The 18,956-nt window shown below is 46.1% G+C and carries 16 protein-coding genes; 10 read left to right on the top strand and 6 right to left on the bottom strand.

Annotated elements, in window-relative coordinates; all coding sequences use genetic code 11:
• Nucleotides 1-43: 43 nt before the first annotated feature.
• The 10 genes from L1D22_RS18280 (at nt 44) to L1D22_RS18235 (ending at nt 12,807) form a co-directional block, all read left to right on the top strand.
• Nucleotides 44-889, top strand: a complete 846-nt coding sequence (locus L1D22_RS18280) for a Dam family site-specific DNA-(adenine-N6)-methyltransferase (RefSeq protein ID WP_239830782.1) — start codon at nt 44-46, stop codon at nt 887-889.
• 204 nt (nt 890-1,093) lie between these two features.
• Nucleotides 1,094-1,768: a ribulose-phosphate 3-epimerase gene (gene rpe / locus L1D22_RS18275; RefSeq protein ID WP_239830781.1), complete on the top strand. Its 675-nt coding sequence runs from the start codon at nt 1,094-1,096 to the stop codon at nt 1,766-1,768.
• A 118-nt stretch (nt 1,769-1,886) separates the two neighbouring features.
• The gene (locus L1D22_RS18270) at nt 1,887-2,573 is read left to right on the top strand and encodes a phosphoglycolate phosphatase (protein ID WP_239830780.1); all 687 of its coding nucleotides are present in this window, start codon (nt 1,887-1,889) and stop codon (nt 2,571-2,573) included.
• Between the two features lie 151 nt (nt 2,574-2,724).
• Nucleotides 2,725-3,741, top strand: coding sequence for a tryptophan--tRNA ligase (gene trpS / locus L1D22_RS18265; protein ID WP_016796005.1), 1,017 nt, complete (start codon nt 2,725-2,727; stop codon nt 3,739-3,741).
• Nucleotides 3,742-4,127: 386 nt separating this feature from the next.
• Nucleotides 4,128-6,722: an ExeM/NucH family extracellular endonuclease gene (locus tag L1D22_RS18260; protein WP_239830779.1), complete on the top strand. Its 2,595-nt coding sequence runs from the start codon at nt 4,128-4,130 to the stop codon at nt 6,720-6,722.
• A 200-nt stretch (nt 6,723-6,922) separates the two neighbouring features.
• The gene (locus L1D22_RS18255; protein WP_239830778.1) at nt 6,923-7,501 is read left to right on the top strand and encodes an aminodeoxychorismate/anthranilate synthase component II; all 579 of its coding nucleotides are present in this window, start codon (nt 6,923-6,925) and stop codon (nt 7,499-7,501) included.
• 464 nt (nt 7,502-7,965) lie between these two features.
• Nucleotides 7,966-9,177, top strand: coding sequence for an aspartate aminotransferase family protein (locus L1D22_RS18250; protein WP_017632103.1), 1,212 nt, complete (start codon nt 7,966-7,968; stop codon nt 9,175-9,177).
• A gap of 107 nt (nt 9,178-9,284) precedes the next feature.
• The gene (gene astA / locus L1D22_RS18245) at nt 9,285-10,304 is read left to right on the top strand and encodes an arginine N-succinyltransferase (RefSeq protein WP_239830777.1); all 1,020 of its coding nucleotides are present in this window, start codon (nt 9,285-9,287) and stop codon (nt 10,302-10,304) included.
• 39 nt (nt 10,305-10,343) lie between these two features.
• Entirely contained in the window at nt 10,344-11,801 is a 1,458-nt protein-coding gene (astD, locus tag L1D22_RS18240) for a succinylglutamate-semialdehyde dehydrogenase (RefSeq protein WP_239830776.1), read from the top strand.
• A 214-nt stretch (nt 11,802-12,015) separates the two neighbouring features.
• Nucleotides 12,016-12,807 carry a DUF1338 domain-containing protein gene (locus L1D22_RS18235; RefSeq protein WP_239830775.1) on the top strand — a complete coding sequence of 264 codons (792 nt, stop codon included), beginning with the start codon at nt 12,016-12,018 and terminating at the stop codon, nt 12,805-12,807.
• A gap of 143 nt (nt 12,808-12,950) precedes the next feature.
• Here L1D22_RS18235 and crp read toward each other — a convergent pair whose 3' ends face one another.
• The 6 genes from crp to L1D22_RS18205 all read right to left on the bottom strand — a co-directional run bounded on the left by crp (nt 12,951) and on the right by L1D22_RS18205 (nt 18,789).
• Nucleotides 12,951-13,583 carry a cAMP-activated global transcriptional regulator CRP gene (gene crp, locus L1D22_RS18230; RefSeq protein WP_004410522.1) on the bottom strand — a complete coding sequence of 211 codons (633 nt, stop codon included), beginning with the start codon at nt 13,581-13,583 and terminating at the stop codon, nt 12,951-12,953.
• 239 nt (nt 13,584-13,822) lie between these two features.
• Nucleotides 13,823-14,692, bottom strand: coding sequence for a phosphoribulokinase (locus L1D22_RS18225; RefSeq protein WP_239830774.1), 870 nt, complete (start codon nt 14,690-14,692; stop codon nt 13,823-13,825).
• 77 nt (nt 14,693-14,769) lie between these two features.
• Entirely contained in the window at nt 14,770-14,982 is a 213-nt protein-coding gene (locus L1D22_RS18220) for a YheU family protein (protein ID WP_136974327.1), read from the bottom strand.
• Nucleotides 14,983-15,111: 129 nt separating this feature from the next.
• On the bottom strand, nt 15,112-16,104 hold the full coding sequence (locus tag L1D22_RS18215; protein ID WP_239830773.1) for a hydrolase: 993 nt from the start codon (nt 16,102-16,104) through the stop codon (nt 15,112-15,114).
• Between the two features lie 295 nt (nt 16,105-16,399).
• Nucleotides 16,400-16,870, bottom strand: coding sequence for a TIGR02444 family protein (locus tag L1D22_RS18210; RefSeq protein ID WP_239830772.1), 471 nt, complete (start codon nt 16,868-16,870; stop codon nt 16,400-16,402).
• Nucleotides 16,867-18,789 carry an ABC transporter ATP-binding protein gene (locus L1D22_RS18205; protein WP_017632111.1) on the bottom strand — a complete coding sequence of 641 codons (1,923 nt, stop codon included), beginning with the start codon at nt 18,787-18,789 and terminating at the stop codon, nt 16,867-16,869. Before L1D22_RS18205 ends, L1D22_RS18210 begins: the two co-directional genes overlap by 4 nt.
• Nucleotides 18,790-18,956: the final 167 nt, after the last annotated feature.

Genomic DNA, 18,956 nt, shown 5'->3' with positions numbered 1-18,956 from the left:
ACATTCCGCAGCCTTATTTTTGTGTTGATAGATAGAGCAGTAAATGAAAAAGCAGCGTGCCTTTCTAAAATGGGCTGGTGGTAAATATGGCCTAGTTGAAGACATCCAACGTCACCTGCCACCTGCTCGTAAATTGGTAGAACCGTTTGTCGGTGCCGGCTCAGTATTCCTGAATACTGACTTTGAACAGTACCTACTAGCTGATATCAATCCCGATCTTATCAACCTGTACAATCTACTTAAAACCGATCCTGAAACCTATATCACGGAAGCGAAGCGTTGGTTCTGTCCTGAGAACAATCGCAAAGAAGCCTTTCTAGATATTCGCGCTCAGTTCAACGATACCGACAACGTCATGTATCGTTCGCTTGCCTTCTTGTATATGAACCGCTTTGGCTTTAATGGCCTATGTCGTTACAACAAGAAGGGCGGTTTTAACGTTCCGTTTGGTTCTTACAAAAAACCTTACTTCCCAGAAGCCGAACTGGAGTTTTTTGCTGAGAAAGCGAAAAAGGCCACCTTCGTTTGTGAGGGATACCATGAAACTTTCAGCCGTGCTCGCAAAGGCTGTGTGGTTTACTGTGATCCTCCATACGCACCGCTATCGAATACCGCTAACTTTACCTCTTATGCAGGTAATGGCTTCAGCTTAGATGATCAGGCAGCCTTGGCTGATGTCGCTGAAAAAGCTGCAATGGAACGTGGTATTCCAGTTTTGATTTCAAACCACGATACGACACTAACGCGTCGCTTATATCATGGTGCGGAACTGAACGTGGTGAAGGTGAAGCGCACCATCAGCCGTAACGGCGCTGGGCGTAATAAAGTTGATGAGTTACTGGCGCTTTTCCATAAAGAGAAAAACCAGCAACAAGTATCAACGGAATAGGTCTGGTCAGAATCGCCTCCAAACTCATTAAATTGAGTGACCAACGGATACTTTCTTAAACTAATCTTTCGAACTGCTAGGATCTGCTTAGGTGCTTAGGTAGAATTGCACACCAAATAGTCTTGGGCTTGAGTCTTGTATTTGTGTATGAGATATCACCAAGGCGGTGACATTCGCAATTTACTCACTCTTAAGAGGTTTGGTATGAAAGATTTTCTAATCGCTCCATCGATTTTGTCTGCAGATTTTGCTCGTCTTGGTGAAGACGTAGAAAAAGTGTTGGCAGCTGGTGCTGATGTTGTGCACTTCGATGTGATGGACAACCACTACGTACCTAACCTGACTTTTGGCGCGCCTATCTGTAAAGCTCTGCGTGACTACGGCATTACTGCTCCTATCGATGTTCACCTAATGGTTAAGCCAGTCGACAGCATTGTGCCTGAGTTTGCGAAAGCGGGTGCATCAATGATTACCTTCCACGTTGAAGCATCAGAGCACATCGATCGTACTCTACAGCTCATCAAAGAACACGGCTGTAAAGCGGGTGTGGTTCTTAACCCTGCAACACCACTATCTTGCCTAGATTACATCATGGACAAAGTCGACATGATTCTACTGATGTCGGTGAACCCTGGCTTCGGCGGTCAATCTTTCATTCCTCACACGCTAGATAAGCTATGTGCAGTTCGTGAGCTAATTGATGAGTCAGGCCGTGACATTCGCCTAGAGATTGATGGCGGCGTGAAGGTTGATAACATCCGTGAAATCGCAGAAGCGGGTGCGGATATGTTCGTTGCGGGTTCTGCTATTTTCAATCAACCAGATTACAAAGAAGTGATTGATGAGATGCGTGCAGAGCTTGCAAAAGTTAACGCATAAAAGTAGAACTAGGGTCAGTTGACCTAAAATCAAAAATTTAGATAAAGGGGCTGATTGGCCCCTTTTTTACGTCTTATTGCTCAACACATAAGACGAATATAATTAATAGGAAAGTAAGATGTCATTAAGCTCAATAAAACTGATTGCCTTTGATTTGGACGGAACCTTGTTAGACAGCGTGCCTGACTTGGCTGTCGCAGCTGACCAAGCTTGTCAGGAGCTAGGCTTCCCTTCAGTGAGTGAAGAACAAGTTCGCGACTATGTTGGCAATGGTGCTGACGTGCTTATCGGTCGTTCATTAAGCCGCAACCTAACCGTTGACCCAAGCCTAGAGCCTGAGCTGCTGAAGAAAGCGCGCATCCTGTTTGATGATTTTTACGAACAGGGTGGCCACAAGCTGAGCCACCTTTACCCATCAGTAAAAGAGACGCTGGCTGAGCTACATAAAGCGGGCTTTACTATGGCGCTTGTGACTAACAAGCCATCGAAGTTTGTACCCGACGTTCTGGCGCAACACTGTATCGATAAGTACTTTGTTGATGTCTTGGGCGGCGACTCTTTCCCAGAGAAAAAACCGAACCCAGTCGCGCTGAACTGGTTGCTAGAAAAGCACAACGTTAAAGCGGAAGAGATGTTGATGGTTGGTGATTCAAGCAACGACATCAAAGCGGCGAAGAATGCGGGTTGTCACTCGTTTGGTCTGACATACGGTTACAATCACGGTGAGCTAATTTCAGCATCAAACCCTGACTATGTGGCGGATAACGTTGCTCAATTACTAGATGTCGTTCTAGTTTCAGCATAAAGCGTACAAAAGTTAGCTAACCCACTAGCAAAATACTTATCAATGAGTACACTGGATGAGCCGCGCAGAAAGAGCTGTGCGGCTTTTCTATATTTAAGTTAAGAAGCTAAGCGTTCAATAAACTTAGCGAATAAGCAAAGGAATTAAAACCATGAGCAAGCCCATCGTATTGAGTGGTGTTCAACCATCTGGTGAACTAAGTATCGGTAACTACTTGGGTGCTCTACGTCAATGGCAACAGATGCAAGATGATTACGATTGCCAATACTGTGTTGTAGACCTTCACGCAATTACGGTTCGTCAAGACCCGAAAGCACTGCATGAAGCGACTCTAGACGCATTAGCAATCTGTCTTGCTGTCGGTGTTGATCCAAAGAAGAGCACGCTATTTGTTCAGTCACACGTACCAGAGCATGCTCAACTTGGTTGGCTTCTTAACTGTTACACACAAATGGGTGAACTGAGCCGTATGACTCAGTTTAAAGATAAGTCTGCACGTCATTCAAACGACGTAAACGTAGGCCTATACGACTACCCAGTGTTGATGGCTGCAGACATCCTGCTTTACGGTGCTCACCAAGTGCCAGTAGGTAGCGACCAGAAACAACACCTAGAGCTAGCGCGTGATATCGCAACTCGTTTTAACAACATCTACGGCCCTGAAACGCCAATCTTCCAAGTGCCAGAACCTTACATTCCAACAGTGAATGCACGTGTAATGAGCCTGCAAGACGCGACTAAGAAGATGTCTAAGTCGGATGATAACCGTAAGAACGTGATTACTCTGCTAGAAGAGCCTAAGTCGATCATTAAGAAGATCAACAAAGCGCAAACTGATGCAGAAACCCCACCACGTATTGCTCACGATTGGGAAAACAAAGCGGGTATCTCTAACCTGATGGGTCTTTACTCAGCAGCGACGGGTAAAACGTTTGAAGAGATCGAAGCGCAGTACCAAGGTGTTGAGATGTACGGTCCATTCAAGAAGGATGTAGGCGCAGCATTGGTTGAGATGCTTGAGCCGATTCAAGCTGAATATCACCGTATCCGTGCTGACCGCGCTTACATGGACGCAGTAATGAAAGCGGGTGCTGAAAAAGCGTCTGAGCGTGCTGCAGTAACATTGAAGAAAGCATACGAAGCAGTAGGTTTTGTTACTCGCCCATAGGTTGAACTAACACGACTCGCTTGAAAGTTTGAGCCCAAGGTAACTTTTGTTTACTTTGGGCTTTTTAGTGCCCATTCCATTTGCCTTCCTCGAAAACCCCTTGTTTGAATTGATGATTTACGCAGTATCTGGCTAGCATATCCATCATATTAATGCAGTGCCGATGATCTTATTCAGCACTTTTAGGTTTTATAAATTCACACTCGTTTCTATATATGTTGGAAATATATAACGTGCCAAACAATTGATGATTCCAAAGTGATAAGTTCCTCATTTTCTTGCCAACTGACTTATTCCTTTCATAAATAAACCTGATAGTTACCACAAAATACAATGACTGCCCATAGATGGCAGTGACTATAAATCAATGAACTCAGGTGAAACGGATGGCTCTTTTACACAAACCTTCATTGCTAGCAGTGGCAATTGGTAGCTTGTTAACCACAAGCGCACACGCTGATTTGTTTATTTCACAATATGTGGAAGGCGGCAGCTACAACAAAGCGGTTGAGATCGCCAATAACGGCGATAGCAGCATTAACTTAGATGGTTACTCATTGGCTAAGTCAGCCAATGGCAACGGATCATGGGGCGCCACTTTACCTTTAGATGGCCACGTTTTAGCGCCCGGTGAGGTGCTTGTTGTTGCTCATACCAGTGCCAGTGATGAGATTAAAGCAGTCGCTGACATTCTAAATGCTTCATTGGCTAATCATAATGGCGACGATCCACTGGCTATCCTGAATTCCGACTCAAGCGTGCTGGATATGATCGGTGTTATGGGTGATGTGGACTGGGGCAAAGACGTTACCTTGGTTCGAGCTGAGCAAACACCTTCGGCGACGTTTGACGCTTCACAGTGGGTATCACTACCAAAAGACAGCATTGAAGGACTAGGTTCACTAGACAGTGTTGAGCTGCCAGAAGCCTTCGCTTGTACGCTAGATGGCTCTGACCCAGTATTCACAACCATTCAAGAAATCCAAGGTGAGGGCGCTACATCGCCATTCATCGATGGCTACCCGTACATCACCGACGATGAGTACTTCGTCAAAGGTGTGGTTAGCGCAGTAACAACCGGCTTAACCAAAGGCTTCTACCTGCAAGCACTTGAGGATGACTTCAACTCAAGCACCTCTGAAGGTCTATTTATTCACACTAACCAGTCAAGCTCAGACTTAGCAGCAGGCGATGTGGTGTGTGTGAAAGGCAAGGTTCAAGAATACTACAGCCACACTCAGCTTAAAGTTGAAAACAACCAATGGCTAAAGCAGGGCGAACAACAAGCCCCTGAAGCGACAGCGATTGAAGCGCTGGACAGTGATGAGAACTTCGCTGCAACGCTTGAACGTTACGAAGGCATGTTGGTAAAAACAACCGAAGCGCTTGATATGCGTGTGACGCGTACCTTTGGTTATGACTACGCAGGTCGTCGCAACAACATGGTATTGGCGCATGAGCGTATCAACATGCAACCGAACCAGCTTTTCGCAGCAGGTTCTAATGACGCGAAACAGCAGACAGAAGACAACGCTGATCGTCGTCTTTTCGTTGAAACCGATCAAAAAGCGGGTGATGGTCTAGTTCCTTTCTACCCAGATTTTGGTCGTACCGACATCGACCAAGATGGGTCGACCGAAGACTACATCCGTATCGATGACACTATTGTCGGACTAGAAGGTGTGTTGACATACAGCTACGGTGAATACCGTTTAATTGCGACTAACCAGATCTCGGCTGAAAATTTCGTTCGTAACGACCCACGTACTGACAAACCAGATATGGATGAAGGTGATCTACGTATCGCGACCTTCAATGTACTGAACTACTTCAACTCTCCATTTGGCGGTGATGCGAACCAGCACGGCAACAACCGTGGCGCGAACACCATCACTGAGTTTGAAATGCAGCAAGAGAAGATTGTGAACGCGATTCTTCGTTTAGATGCTGACATCATTGGTTTGATGGAAATTGAGAACAACGGCTTTGGTGAAGGTTCTGCTATTCAACAGCTTGTTAATCAGTTGAATGACCGCATTGAGCGTAAGAAAGACCGTTATACGTTTGTCGCTGTCGATTCAAATGAAGATGGCGTAACCGACGAGATGGACTCGATTGGTACTGACGTAATCACAACGGGTGTTATTTACCGTAAGAAGGTAGTTAAGCTAAAAGACAGCCGCGTTATCGCGATGCCAAGCCAACAAGCACCAGAGGTGTTAGACGATTCAGGTAAGGTGATTGAGGACGGTAAGAACTACCAGCGTGACTCATTAGCGCCAACCTTCAAGGTCAAAGGCACCAAAGAGAAACTGACTGTAGCGATTAACCACTTTAAATCGAAAGGCTCTAAGTGTTGGGAAGATGCAGCACCAGTTGAGCAGGGCGGTCAAGGTGGTGTTGATGCCGACAAGCAAGGCTCATGTGAGAACTTCCGTGTGGCTGCGGCGGTGGCACTGGGTGAAGCGCTTGATGGCATCAAAGGTCACAAAGTGATTCTGGGTGATATGAACTCGTACGGCATGGAAGATCCAATGCTGGTGCTAACGGATTACTCTGAAGAGAAATACGGCAAACAAATCAAAGCGGCTCGTAACACTTACATTGATGGTGTTGAACAGTTTGGTGATAGCGGTGCGGTGATTACTAAGAACTACGGCTACATTAATGCTGGCGCTCAAAAACACCCAGACAGCTGGAGCTACTCATACAATGACGAAGTGGGTGCACTGGATCACCTGTTGATCAGCGACAGCCTGAAAGACATGGTGGTGGATGCAACGGACTGGCACATTAATGGTGGTGAATCGACGTTGTTTGACTACAACGAAGAGTACAAAGGCGATCTGCCTAAGTACCAAGATCACTTCCGTTCATCGGATCATGATCCTGCGGTTCTTGAGTTAAGAGTCGGCGGTTCATTCGGCTTGGGTGCATTGATGTCATTGTTTGGCCTAGTAATGTGGCGTCGTCGCAAGTAGCTAAATCGTCAGTAGATTGGCAAGCCATACAAGTAAGCCAATTCAGATAACTGAAGGCTATCTGTAAACAATTAAGGTCAACCTAGGTTGACCTTAATTATTGGCGAAATGCAGTTTCCACTTGCCTTTCGCTATGGGTATTGCACAATACCGCCCCTATATCTCCCAATCCTTTAGTATTTAGCAAACGATTTCGACCCATGTTACTTATCATCGATAACTACGACTCCTTTACCTATAACTTGTATCAGTATTTCTGTGAGTTAGGGGTAACTGTAAAAGTTGTACGCAACGATGAGATTGATATTGCTGGTATCGAAGCGCTGAATCCTAGTCACCTTGTTATTTCGCCGGGTCCTTGTACACCGGATGATGCGGGAATCTCTCTACAAGTCATTGAACACTTCGTTGGTAAGTTGCCGATCTTAGGTGTGTGTCTTGGTCATCAAGCCATTGCTCAAGTGTTTGGTGGTGAAGTGGTGAGAGCCAGACAAGTGATGCACGGTAAAACCTCTCCGATACGCCACAATGACAAGAGTGTTTTTCACGGATTGAATAACCCGTTGACCGTGACACGCTACCACTCACTCGTGGTGAAAAATGGCACGCTACCAGACTGCTTTGAACTGACGTCTTGGACGGAATTTGAAGATGGCAGCATGGATGAGATCATGGGTTATCAACACAAAACCTTGCCGATTGATGCGGTGCAATTTCACCCTGAATCGATTAAAACAGAGCAAGGACACCAGCTTCTCGCTAACTTCCTAGCACGCTGAGTGTTTAAATTTGACCCTTTCTCCGTCTAAATAAGCCAGTTAAACCTGTCAGTCCATTCGTTAAGCGTTTAAATTCGGGCTTTACGCGTCTCTCTCCCTCTGACGCCGATCACTTTTTATAACATTTCTCTCTCGCTTCGCTAAGTTTTTAGCCTATGCAAAATTATTCGCCTTATTTCCTCTCGAACCTTATATACCGCTTTGCCAGTAAGGCTTTGCTATTGCTGGTTATACGTTTAGGTAAAAAAAGCTTCATAAAACAGATTAATTGATGCATAAATAGTCATAGGTAGTGACGTTTAGCTGGTTGTTAGGGATGGCTAAAGAATAATCTACTATTGAAAAGGTTAATTAAATGTAAATATAATGCTGCACCGGGATTATGGCGAGACAAAATATCTTTGTCTCACTTATGAACCATTACGCTTATTTGCGAAGCTTGCGGTATCGAGAAGGAATGTACGATGACAGTGGAAAATAAAGTAGAACGTAGTCTGTTTAATGAGGTGATGGTGCCTTGTTATAACCCAATGGAAATGATCCCGGTAAAAGGGGAAGGCGCACGCGTTTGGGACCAACAAGGCCGAGAGTATATCGACTTTGCTGGTGGTATCGCTGTGAGCTGTTTGGGTCACTGTCACCCGGCAATGGTTAACGCCGTTACTGAGCAAGCAAACAAGATTTGGCACCTAAGTAACGTGATGACCAACGAACCTGCACTCCGTCTAGCGAAAAAGCTAACAGACGTATGTTTTGCAGAAAAAGTATTCTTTGCAAACTCTGGTGCGGAAGCGAATGAAGCAGCTCTAAAGCTAGCTCGTCGTTGGGCGGCGGATGTTCATGGTCCTGAGAAATCTGAAATCATTGCATTCAAACAAGGTTTCCACGGTCGTACTTTCTTTACTGTAACTGTGGGTGGTCAAGAAGCTTACTCTGATGGCTTCGGTCCTAAACCGGGCGATGTAACTCACCTGCCTTACAATGATATTGCAGCGCTAGAAGCACACATCTCTGATCGCACTTGTGCCATCATGATGGAACCTCTGCAAGGCGAGGGCGGTATCATTTCTCCAACGTCTGAATTCGTGAACACAGTTCGTGAACTGTGTGACAAACACAATGCACTGCTTATCTTTGATGAAGTGCAAACAGGTAATGGCCGTACTGGTAATTTCTATGCTTACCAAGGTCTAGGTGTAACACCAGACATCTTGAGCACAGCAAAATCTCTAGGTGGTGGTTTCCCTATCGGCGCAATGCTCACAACCTCTGAACTTGCGACACACCTAAAAGTTGGCACACACGGCTCTACTTACGGTGGTAACCCACTGGCGTGTGCAGTAGCAGAAGCGGTGGTTGATGTAGTTAGCCAACCTGAAACTCTGGCTGGCGTGAAAGAGCGCGAAGCTCTGTTCCGCGATGGCCTAGCTAAGATTAACGACAAGTACCAAATTTTCAGTGAAGTTCGTGGTAAAGGCCTATTGTTAGGTGCTGCACTCAACGACGAATGGCAAGGACGTGCACGTGACGTATTAGTAGCAGCAGGCGAACAAGGCTTGATGGTACTGGTTGCGGGTACAAACGTGGTTCGTTTTACTCCATCACTGGTTATCACTACACAAGAAATTGAAGAAGGCTTATCAAAACTAGACAAAGCAATCGCTACGCTAGTTTAGCCTGAGCGGCGTCATAGGAATGATCGCCACTAGAGCGACCCCATGACGTTCTGCTAAAGGCCCAAGCTTCTGGTTTTGGGCCTATTTTGCATCTGGAGGGAATATTGATGCTAGTTGTTCGCCCAATAAAACTATCTGATTACGATGCGCTGCATACCTGCGCCGTTGAGTCAGGACATGGATTCACATCTCTTCCGGTTAACGAAGAACTGTTAACCAACCGTATTACTCACTCTGAATACAGCTTTGCCAAGCAAGACGTGACTGAACCTGGTGACGAAGGCTACCTAATGGTTGGCTTCGATACAGAAACCGGTGAAGTTGCTGGTACCACAGGCATTGAAGCTTCAATTGGTTGGGACGTTCCGTTTTACTCTTACCACATCAGTAAAGTGGTTCACTCATCGCAAAAGCTTGGCGTGAATAACGTCGTGAAGCTGCTGACTTTCGGTAACAACTACACGGGATGCAGCGAGATTTGTACGCTGTTCTTACGTCCGGCTTTCCGTGGTGGATTGAATGGTCGTTTGATGTCGAAATGTCGCTTCTTGATCATGTCTGAGCACCCTGAGCGTTTCTCGAAAACGATTTTTGCTGAGATGCGTGGTGTATCGGATGCAGAAGGCAATTCTCCTTTCTGGCAATGGCTGCAAGAGCACTTCTTCTCGATTGATTTCACGGTTGCCGATTACCTAACCGGTATTGGCAAAAAAGGTTTCATTGCAGATCTCATGCCTAAGCTACCTATCTACGTGAACCTATTGAGCAAAGAAGCTCAGGCAGTGATTGGAGAGGTTCATGACAATACGCGTCCTGCACTGAAGTTGCTAGAACGCGAAGGTTTCACTAACCGTGGCTATGTCGACATCTTTGATGCGGGCCCAACGGTTGAGTGTGATCTAAGAAACATTGAATCGGTGCGTCACTCAATTCGAGCACAGGTTCAAATTGCAGAGCACTCTAGCTCTAAAGACTTCCTAATTGGTAATACCTCGTTTGAGAATTTTCGCGCAGTAGCCGCGAAAGGTGCGTATGACCAAGCAAGCGACACAGTGATTTTATCATCTGAAGTAGCAAGCGCTCTTGAAGTAAAAGAAGGCGAATACGTTCGCATGTTGGCTCAATAAGAGCGGCGATTATCTGTCGAAGATTTTAAGGATAGAAGTATGACTCAGTGGATAGCAGGACAATGGGTGGCTGGTCAAGGTGACGCCATGACATCAGTAAGCCCATACAACAACGAAGTAGTGTGGCAAGGTGATAGTGCAACACCAGCACAGGTTGAATCTGCAGTAGCAGCAGCTCGTGAAGCGTTTCTAGTTTGGAAAAAGCTGAGCTTTGCTGAGCGCGAAGCGATCGTGTTGAAGTTCGCGGAAAAAGTGAAAGAGAACAGCGAAGAGATCGCGCAAATTATCGCAAAAGAGACGGGTAAGCCTATTTGGGAAACTCGCACTGAAGCGGGCGCGATGGCGGGCAAGATCGCTATCTCTATCCGTGCTTACCACGAGCGTACTGGTGAAGCTTCACGCGAAGCGGCTGGCAACCAAATCGTACTTCGTCACCGTCCATTGGGCGTGATGGCGGTATTTGGTCCTTATAACTTCCCAGGTCACCTACCTAACGGTCATATTGTTCCAGCTTTGCTATCGGGCAACACTGTCGTATTCAAACCTTCAGAGCAGACACCTTGGACGGGTGAGTTCGCAATGAAGCTATGGCAAGAAGCAGGTCTTCCTGCTGGCGTAATAAACCTAGTGCAAGGCGCTAAAGAGACAGGTATCGCACTGGCTGATGCTAAAGGTCTTGATGGCGTGCTATTTACGGGGAGTGCGAATACGGGTCATATCCTGCATCGTCAATTTGCGGGTCAACCGGGCAAGATGCTGGCACTAGAGATGGGTGGCAACAACCCTATGGTGATCAGTGACCAATACGGTGATGCGGATGCAACGGTATACACCATTATCCAATCGGCGTTCATCAGTGCAGGTCAACGTTGTACATGTGCTCGTCGCCTGTATGTTCCTGTTGGTGAGAAGGGCGACCTACTGATCGATAAGTTGGTCGCGGCTACGCAAAAGATTCGTGTTGATCAGCCTTTCGCTGAACCTGCACCTTTCATGGGCCCACAGATCTCAGAAGCAGCTGCTAAGTTTATTTTAGATGCACAAGCGAATCTGCAATCGCTAGGTGGTGTAAGCCTAGTCGAAGCAAAAGCGGGTGAAGCGGCGTTTGTTTCTCCGGGTATTATCGATGCAACCAACATTGCTGAACTACCAGATGAAGAGTACTTCGGTCCATTGCTACAAGTGGTTCGTTACCAATCGCTAGAGCAAGCGGTTGAGTTAGCTAACGACACACGCTTTGGTTTGTCTGCTGGTTTAGTATCGACAGACGATTCTGAGTGGGAATACTTCGTTGACCATATCCGTGCGGGTATTGTTAACCGTAACCGCCAACTCACAGGCGCAAGTGGTGATGCACCATTTGGTGGTCCGGGTGCTTCAGGCAACCTACGCCCAAGTGCTTACTACGCGGCGGACTACTGTGCTTACCCAATGGCTTCAATGGAAGGCGGTGAAACTCAACTGCCAGCTACGTTTAGCCCAGGTATCGAGCTGTAGTTTAGATTGATATTGAGCTAAAGCTCATTCATTAGTTATGAGATAAGGAAGCGGCGTATCGCTTCCTTATTTTAACCACGCTCAGCATCAAGATTGGGCGGTAAATAATAATAGAACAAGTATGTCACAGGCTGATGGCTGCTGACTCTATGTCCAGCCTCTCCCTTTCTAATCCAAATCACTAGCTTGCTAGAACCTCTGACAAGGAGTCACCATGACGCCCGATCTACTCTTTAAATCACTATGGGATGATTACATTCATAGGCTTTGTCCATCGGCTGAGAAAGTACATCACTTGCTGAAAGAAGACGAAGCGCTGATTAACGATCACATTGCGCTGCGTACTTTTAATGTTGCTCCGCTAGGAATTGAAACATTGGCTAAGCCTTTCCTTGAGCTAGGTTATAAAGCGTGTGGCGATTACCTGTTTGAGAGCAAGAAGCTAGTCGCGAAACATTACGAGCACCCAGATCCAAAACAGCCAAAAGTGTTCATTAGTGAATTGAAGGTAGAAGAGTGTTCAAATGAGTTACAACAGATCGTTGCTAAGCTCGTTGAGCAAGTTGATGCAAGCAAACTACAAGGTCATGAATTCCTGTTTGGCGGACGCCTTTGGGATTTAAGCTTCGCAGATTTCCAAGTGCTTGCAAAAGAGAGTGAATACGCGTCTTGGTTAGCGGCTCATGGCTATGGTGCCAACCACTTTACGGTAAGCGTAAACCAACTCAATGCCTTTGATGAAGTTCAGGCTGTGAATGACCATCTGAGCGAATCGGGTTTCACTATCAATGCATCTGGTGGTGAGGTTAAAGGCTCTCCAGAGGTCTTATTAGAGCAATCATCAACAATGGCAGACAAAGTCCCAGTTTCATTTGTTGAAGGCAATGAGATGATTCCTGGAGGCTTCTATGAGTTCGCTAAGCGTTATGCGATGGCGAATGGTGAGCTTTACACCGGTTTTGTCGCAGCATCGGCGGACAAGATCTTCGAAAGCACCAATGGTTAAACTGTTAACGGCTGAGTTTTACTGACTCGGCGTTAATGTCATGTCTTTACTCGTTCTGATCTAGAGGAATGATGAACAGATAATAAAAAAGCCACCAAATTTGCATTTGGTGGCTTTCAAATTTTTGGCTCGGTTAATCTAGATTAACGAGTGCCGTATACCACGATAGTTTTACCGTGTGCAGAAATGAGGTTCTGCTCTTCTAGCATCTTCAAGATACGACCTACTGTCTCACGAGAACAACCAACGATCTGGCCAATCTCTTGACGTGTGATCTTGATTTGCATGCCGTCAGGGTGAGTCATTGCATCTGGCTGTTTCGCTAGGTTTAGTAGCGTTTGAGCGATACGACCTGTTACGTCAAGGAACGCTAAGTCACCAACCTTTTGGCTAGTTACTTGTAGGCGGCTTGCCATTTGAGCTGAAAGGCGCATCAGGATGTCTGGGTTCACTTGGATAAGTTGACGGAATTTCTTGAAAGAAATTTCAGCTACTTCACAAGGAGATTTAGCACGAACCCAAGCTGTACGCTCTTGGTCTTCTTCGAACAAGCCTAGCTCACCGATGAAGTCGCCTTGGTTTAGGTAAGAAAGAATCATTTCCTTACCTTCTTCGTCTTTGATAAGAACTGCCACAGAACCTTTAACGATGTAGTACAAGGTTTCTGCCTTTTCACCAGCATGAATCAAAGTACTTTTTGAAGGGTACTTATGAATATGACAGTGTGAAAGGAACCACTCTAATGTTGGATCGGTTTGAGGTTTACCTAGAACCATAATATCTCACTTCCTCTGCAGGGTATGCTTGCCGCTTTCCGTATTTTAGCTAAGCCTGGATTGGCTTGTAGGATAAGAGCACTCGTTGAGCGCTGCAAGCTATCTTGTGTTTCGTTTAAGAATAGTATCCTTTTTCAGGTACTATTTCTTGATTTTAATCGTGACCAAGCTACGATTTTTTACGCAAAATTGTGCACATGATCACGGTATGAAAAGTAATCAACCAGAATGTCGTTTTGTTAACCTATTTTTCCGGTTTCGATGAGTTGTTGTAGGATTGGCCTTACAATGAGCTCCATAGCAAAACTCATCTTGCCCCCAGGCACCACTAGCGTGTTATGACGAGACATAAATGAGCCGTCAATCATTGCCAAAAGGTAAGGGAAATCGACGTTTTTGATGCCACGCAAACGTATAACTACGAAGCTTTCGTCTAAACTTGGAATCCCTTTGGCGTTGAGTGGGTTCGATGTATCTACGGTTGGAACACGCTGAAAGTTGATGTGTGTGCGTGAAAACTGCGGGGTAATGTAGTTAAGGTAATCATCCATTGAACGCACAATGGAGTCCATTACCGCTTCACGAGAGTGGCCACGATCGCGTGTGTCACGAACGAATTTTTGAATCCACTCTAGGTTTACGATAGGTACCATGCCAATCAGTAGGTCGACGTGTTGAGAGACATTGATATCGCCATCAACCACACCGCCGTGCAGGCCTTCGTAAAACATCACATCGGAATTTTCAGGGATATCTTGCCATGGCGTGAAGGTGCCCGGCATTTGATTATAAGGAACAGCTTCATCGAAGGTGTGTAGGTAACTACGTACTTTACCGGTGCCTTCGTTCCCGTATTGACGGAAGAACTCTGCCAATGCACCAAAGTCGTTGGCTTGTGGACCAAAGTAGCTAATGTGCTTACCTTGCTCGCGCGCCTTGCGGATCTCGACATCCATTTCTGGTCGAGTGAATCGGTGGAAACTATCCCCTTCAACCCAAGCAGCCTTCACGTCCATCATATTGAACATTTTGCGGAAGGCTTCTGAGGTAGTGGTGGTGCCGGCTCCAGATGAACCCGTCACCGCAATAATTGGATGTTTAGCGGACATGACAACCCTTGTCGTTTGAGTAACTTACTTGTTAGCAATCGTTTTCCACTATAACACGGCTCCTTTCTAAGCGCAGCCTAGAAGCGTTTGGTCACCTGGATATCAACGGTCTCGTGCAGTTCTGAAAACACGATGCTCACGTCACCAGAAGCTAATTGATGTTTCACCTGATCAATCTTGTTTTGCAGTGAGATCTCAACGTCGCCATAGTCTGTGCCTTCACGTAGCACGAATTCTTTGATGAGGTTTTCCAGTGTTTCTGGCGCGATGTCTTGCCATGGGATGATCATAAATACTTCTCTCTTTTATGTTCATTGATATGTTGATGAGTGTGTTTAGTGATGTCGTTAGTACAACCCCAATTTGAGGCTGCGCTATCTTACCAAGGTTTCGTGTTTATATTTAGCAAGGCTTCGTCGTTATGCTGAGCCTTGGATACTTTCATAATACGCAGGTAAGGCTTCCTCTAACCAAAATCGTGGTTTGAGAGTGCTACCAGTGATGAACCCAACATGGCCGCCTTTCTGAAACAGGCGATAATCGATGTTATCCGGTAGGACGAATTTTGGAATTACATCATCGGTCATGAAAGGATCGTCTTTGGCGTGAATGATCTGTGTCGGTAGTTTGATTTTATTGAGTTTAGGAAGAGCGGAGCACTGTGCGTAGTAGTCTTGCGCGTTTTTGAAGCCGTGCAGGGGGGCAGTAATTCGCTCATCAAACTCATACAGCTTGTCTATTTTCTTGATGGATTCCGCTGTGATGTCGAGTTTTTCTTGCAGCAGCTTCACCTTTTTCAACGCATTCGATTTGAGTGAGTTAAGCAGGTACTTCTTATAGAGTTTCGAGAAACCGCGCTCTATGCGACTTGAACAACAGGCCAAGTCAAAGGGTGCAGAGACTATCGTTGCTGCAGACAACAGTGGATCATCTGCGTATTCCGCCAAATAGTTCGCCAACATGTTTCCGCCTAAGGAGATACCAACCGCCACCTTTGGGTTATTAGGAAACTGAGCGTGTAGATGTCTTAGGAAGAAGCGAGCATCTTCAACTTCACCAGAGTGATATGCGCGAGCCAAGCGATTCGGCTTTCCGCTACAGCCTCTAAAGTGCATCATCACCGACAGCCAACCATCTTTAGCAAACGCATTCATTAGTCCATTGGCATAAGGGCTCTCAAAGCTGCCTTCTAAACCGTGGAACAGAACGAATATTGGTTTATTCTTTATATCGTCACTATTTGGATTGTCGCCATCTGGCGATTCGCTCCAAGCAAGATCGAGAAAATCACCGTCGGGTGTTTCTAAGGTTTGCCATTGAGGTTTGAACAACGCCTGCTTTCTAATAAATCGTGGCACTAAGGTTTGTAAGTGCGGATTAGATAGGCCAGCTGCTGCAGTAAATATTGTCATAAAAACAGTCCATGCTTCTTTTATGGGCTTTGGTAAGGTGTTGAACTTTTGGTGAAACGCCCACGCTTTTATTTGAGCTTGGTTGATTCTCGGCATAAGCGCAAGGGTTTCACTGATACGGGCAACAAAAATATGGCATGGATAACTGATTGAATAATATCGGAGTTAGGCTTGTTAACGGGCGTATGAGTGGCGTGTTTTACCGATAGTATGTCACCGCTATGCCGTAAACATCGATAGCGATACCGCTCAGACAAGCTTGGATCTTGATTGAATAAAAGGGAAAGGAAACGGGTTAGGGCTGAGGTGCTGGTTCAGAAAATGCGTCGTAGAGGTTTTCAGCCCCTAATAAACGACAGTATTGAAATGCGAGAGGCGATTGCTGATTGGTGTACAACTCTAGGCCGTTAATACAATCGACGAGATCGGACTGCTGTTGTTTCTCAAGCTGCAACTCGAACTGTAAGGCTTCACGGTAGAGTGAATCAACAACGTGTGCCTTGAGGTGTTTGCGCAGTTCTCGATAACTATGGAGCAAGGTTTCAGAGCGGCTTAAGCATTGTTGTATTTTGTGCCACTCTTCTTGAGCAAAGGAGAGTTGCTGCTCATCAAGCCATTTGAGAAGCAGCAGTAGATTGACGTTGCCGTGGAACTGGTTTTGCAAAGCTAAGCACGCATCCTTTACACCGCGCACACTGTAATACTGAAGGCTAAATTGCCATAGTCGTTCCAGTGTTAGTGATATTGGGGCGTGCTCTGGGCTCATAAGCTATCCATATCCTGTTCCATCTGCTCAAGCTCTTCTTGAGTGGACATCCAATCCATTTCAACTTCTTCTAGCTGTGACTTACTGCTCGCTTGGAGAGCGAGTACTTTATTCAGTTTAGCCTTATTTTCAGCTTCATACAGTGAAGTGTCGGATAATTCTTGCTCGGCTTCTTCAAGAGCCTGCGTCAGCTTATCCATCTGCTTTTCAAATTGAGTCAGCTTTTTGCGCAGTGGTGCAGTCAGTTTACGGAACTCGGCTTCTTTGCGTTTCTGCTCTTTTTTCGCAGCTGCACTGTTAGCGCCATCTTTCGCTGGTGCCAATGCTTGTGCTTCTTTGCGCTCAACTTTTTGTTGTTCAGTTAGCCACTTGTAGTAATCGCTTAGGTCACCATCAAACGGTGCTACTTGGCGATCGTGTACTAGGTACAAGTCATCTGTGGTTGCACGCAGTAGGTAACGGTCGTGCGATACGATAACCATTGCACCTTCAAACGTCTGCAATGCAAAAGTCAGTGCCTGACGCATGTCGAGATCCAAGTGGTTGGTCGGTTCATCGAGTAGCAATAGGTTAGGTTTTTGCCATACCAGCAGTGCCAATACCAAACGCGCTTTTTCACCACCTGAGAATGGCGCTACTTTATCGAGTGCTTTTTCACCTTGGAAGCCAAAGCTACCTAGGTAATCACGCAGCTGTTGTTCGGTGTGCTTAGGCGCAATCTGCATCATGTGTTGCAGCGGTGTTTCTTCTGGGTGCAGCGTTTCTAATTGGTGCTGTGCGAAGTAGCCAATCTTGACGCCTTGCGAATAGCTAAGTTCACCACCTTGCTGTTTCAGCTCACCTGAAAGCAGTTTAATCAGCGTTGATTTACCTGCGCCATTTCGACCAAGCAGACCAATGCGGCTGCCCGGTACTAGGTTTAAGCGAATCTTTTCTAGAATCAGATTGTCGTCGTAGCCTGCTGATACCTCGTCCATCATCATGATTGGGTTTGGTAGGGCGTCTGGCTCTCTGAACTCAAAGCTGAATGGGTTATCAAACTGAGCAGGTAACACTTGTTCCATTTTCTCTAGCGCTTTAATACGGCTTTGCGCTTGGCGAGCCTTTGAAGCTTTGTAGCGGAAACGGTCAATGTAGCTCTGCATGTGCGCCATTTGTTTCTGCTGTTTCTGGAACATGGCTTGTTGCAGGATCAGTTTTTGCGCTCGTTGAGTTTCAAACGATGAGTAGTTACCCGTGTATTCGTTAAGCTGTTGGTTTTCAACATGGACGATACGGTTGACGATAGGGTCTAGGAAGTCTCTATCGTGCGAGATAAGCACTAGCGTGCCCGGGTAGGTTTGTAACCAACGCTCTAGCCACATTACTGCGTCTAAATCCAAGTGGTTGGTCGGCTCATCGAGCAGCAATAAGTCACTGCGACACAGTAGGGCTTGCGCTAGGTTCAAACGCATACGCCAACCACCTGAGAACTGAGTCAGGTTCCATGTCATTTGTTCTTGGCTAAAGCCTAGGCCGTCCAACAACTCTGCAGCACGTGCCTTGATGCTGTAACCACCAATGGTTTCGATCTTGCCGTGGATCTCCGCGACCAATGTGCCGTTGTCGGCTTGTTCCGCTTTCTCTAGTTGATCTTCAAGGCCGCGGTATTCACGGTCGCCATCAATCACGTATTCAATTGCTGTTCTTTCTAATGCCGGCGTTTCTTGAGCAACCCAAGCCATTTCCCAATGGGCTGGTTTGCTGAATGAGCCGGCATCAATAGACAGTTCGTCCTTGATTAAGGCGAACAACGTAGATTTACCACAGCCGTTTTTACCAACCAAACCGATCTTGTCGCCAGGGTGAAGAGTCGCAGATGCTTGGTCGAGGAGTGGCTTACCGCCGCGTAGCAATTGAATATCAGAGAAAGTAATCATATAGAGATAGCATAGAAATTAGAGGTGAACAGACGCCTGCATAGTAGGCTGAAACCAGATAAAAGTCGATCACAATGCAATTTGCGTTATGATGCCAATAACATATTAATAACTTTTGCTTAAATTCTTGTGGCCTTGCCACCGTTTAGCCCTCAAAGGAATGTTTC

Source organism: Vibrio sp. Isolate34, from assembly GCF_022397915.1.
In the GTDB taxonomy this organism is placed as follows: Bacteria; Pseudomonadota; Gammaproteobacteria; order Enterobacterales; family Vibrionaceae; genus Vibrio.
The sequence above is the reverse complement of the archived record's forward strand: the minus strand, read 5'-3'. Positions and strand labels throughout refer to the sequence as shown.